This is a genomic window from Pseudoflavonifractor capillosus, assembly GCF_016902575.1.
In the GTDB taxonomy this organism is placed as follows: domain Bacteria; phylum Bacillota; class Clostridia; order Oscillospirales; family Oscillospiraceae; genus Enterenecus; species Enterenecus capillosus_A.
Genome location: NZ_JACSNZ010000087.1, coordinates 1 through 2,626, shown reverse-complemented (window position 1 = coordinate 2,626; position 2,626 = coordinate 1). Strand labels below are relative to the sequence as shown.

At 54.4% G+C, this 2,626-nt stretch carries 4 protein-coding genes; all 4 read right to left on the bottom strand.

The window, feature by feature from the left end; all coding sequences use genetic code 11:
- Window positions 1–238: 238 nt before the first annotated feature.
- Window positions 239–1,297, bottom strand: a complete 1,059-nt coding sequence (locus H9X86_RS11820) for a tyrosine-type recombinase/integrase (protein WP_204901700.1) — start codon at window positions 1,295–1,297, stop codon at window positions 239–241.
- A gap of 204 nt (window positions 1,298–1,501) precedes the next feature.
- Entirely contained in the window at window positions 1,502–1,963 is a 462-nt protein-coding gene (locus H9X86_RS11815) for a BRCT domain-containing protein (RefSeq protein WP_204901699.1), read from the bottom strand.
- Entirely contained in the window at window positions 1,960–2,235 is a 276-nt protein-coding gene (locus H9X86_RS11810) for a DUF4236 domain-containing protein (RefSeq protein ID WP_204901698.1), read from the bottom strand. Before H9X86_RS11810 ends, H9X86_RS11815 begins: the two co-directional genes overlap by 4 nt.
- Window positions 2,236–2,257: 22 nt before the next feature.
- The coding region (locus H9X86_RS11805; protein ID WP_275962681.1) for a LexA family protein at window positions 2,258–2,626 on the bottom strand (369 nt) is incomplete at its 5' end.

Sequence of the window (2,626 nt, the reverse complement as noted above, 5' to 3'; positions counted from 1 at the left end):
TTCAAATCCCTCCTTCCGCGCCAGAAAGAGCACAGTGTAAACTGTGCTCTTTCTTTTTGATTTTTGCGAAAAACAGCCTGTAACATGAAATTACAGGCTGTTTTTTCTTTTTCAGTATGAAAAATTGCGTTTCAAGATGATGCCTAAAGGGTCACGGGAAAACCCCAAAAAACACCCCGCTCTACACAGTAAATACACAGAAAACCAAGCCAATCTACACAGTGCCTACACAGTGATTTCATGTGTCCAAGTTGGACACAGTTCTTTGCAGCTTGGCATTGAGCAGCTGGGCGGTGCGCTCCTGGCGGGTGTCCCGGATGTGGGTATAGACATCCTGGGTCATGGCTGCTGTGGAATGGCCCAGGAGGGTCTGGGCGTCCTTGAGTTCCACGCCGTCTGTCTCAAAAAGCAATGTGGCGTAGCTGTGGCGCAGCTGGTGGGCGGAGCAGGAGATCCCGGTGGACATGACATAGTTTTTCCACAACCTGGCGTACTCGCTCTCGGTCAAGGGGGTGACCCCTTTGTCCAGAGAGAATAGGTATTTATCAGCCCCCAGTACCTTGGGCAGGTGGGGGAGCAGGGGAGCCAGCAGAGGCACGTCCCGCACTCCGGCCTTGGACTTAGGTGGCTTGATGTGGGGGCGTCCGCCACTATCGTGGTACACGGACTTAGTGACGTGGATTACCATGTGCTTGCGGTCAATGTCCCGGCCCTGGATGGCCAGGGCCTCCCCCTTGCGCAAGCCGGTATACAGGATGAAGAAGGGCAGCAGCCAGATGTGGGGCGTGGCCTTGATATGCTGCTCATCCTCTGGGGTGGCTGCATCCCGGTAGGTCTTGCGAAGACCCTTGGGTATGCTGACGCAGGTGCAGGGGTTGGTGTCGCACTCCCCACGCTCCACGGCAAAGCTGAAAATCATGTTGCAAATCTGGAGCTGGGTGGTGACGGTCTTTTTGGCGTAGCCCTTGGCGGCAAAGTCCACGATAAACTGTTTGATGTCTGGTGGGGTGATCTCCCGGATCAGGTCGTCCCCGAAGTGATCCACCGCCCGGGTTAAGGCCGGACGGTAGGCCCGCAGGGTGTTGGGAGCTACGCTCTCAAAGTGTTCTCGCTCCCAGTCATCCGCCACAGCGGAAAAGGGGCGGCCTTGGGCTATACGGGTCTGGTACTCGATCATCTTGCGTTCAACTTCGGCATCTGACTTTCCACGGAAGGCAATGCGCTTGCCGCCGATGACACGGATAGCCTCATGGAGGCCGTCCGGGCGGACGTGATATTTGGGCTTTTTCTTGGCCATGGTGATCTCCTTTCGGTTGCGCACCCCGGCCCCTGTGTGATAAGATGGAGACCGCAGGACGCTTGCTCATTGGTGTGTGGGCTTCTTGCTCCGCCGCTCTGGTGTTGCAGCACCAGGGCGGCTTTCGTTCATCCTACAAGTACATATGTTCGATAAATTGGACTTTTGATACCTCCCCCGGGTGCCGGGGGAGGTGTTTTTTTGTTATTCGATGCCAGACAGTGCGTCCTCTACAACGTCCCAGAAGTCGGTCTCGTTGATGATGACAACTTTGGCACCGGCTTTGCGGAGCTGCATAGCCTCCTCAATCTTTCGGCCATAGCAGGCATAGGCCCAACAGGGATTTCCTGCATTGCCTACAACCAGGTAATCTGTCTTTTTGGAAACACTGCCTTTTAGAGTTCCGCCCAGACGCAAGATCACGTCGTTGATCTCCTTTCTGGTGGCACGGTAGGACTCGCCGGTGAAGCAGAAAGTGCGTCCTTCAATCTGCACGTCCGGGCAGGATGCGCAAATGCCAGGAACAGAATATGTATTTTTCAGGTCTGAAAAGTCTTTCTCACTAAGGTTGAATGAGTCTTTGAACTCCACCAGATTGCTCAGAAACGCCAGAAGGGTCTTTCTCTCATCGTCATCAATCTTCTTGTCCTCCAGGATGGTGCTCAAGAGGCTGTTGATTTCGTCATAAGGATAACAGCCAGCGAGAAATTCGTTGGCATGGTTGCGCCATTTTTTCTATCGCTACTGCGACTGTTCTTCCCAGTCTCCTTCGCATAGCTCAATCCGGTCCCTGGGATGGACGCCGTTGCCCTGGTCCCTCCGGTTGCTTTTTTTGTAACCCGGAAGCCCTTCCCACCGACACTGTACCCCACGCCGGACTTGCTTAGGTTGATTCTCGCTGGACCAAGGTTAATGCTTTTTCTGAATCGAAAGCCCATGCTCCATCTCTCTCTTTCTCTTTCAATATTTGGCCCGAAGCTCCACGACTTTGCCAATCACACGGACCGGCAGGCGCTCCACATCTTGGGCGCTATAAAACTGAACATCATAGGCCGGGTTGGTCGGGATCAGGGAAATCCCGTCTGACCCGTATTTTATTTTCTTTACCGTTGCGCTATCGCCGTTGACCAGCACCACCACGGTGTCCCCGTTTTCTGCTGCGTCTTGTTTACGGACGATGACCACATCACCCTCCATCATGCGAGGCTCCATGCTTCGGCCTTTGATCCTCAGTCCAAAGTGTTCCCCGCTGGCGGCCATGGCGTCGTCGATCTCCTCATAGTCCACAATGTCGGTTACGGCCTCAATGGGGATGCCGGCGGCAACGTC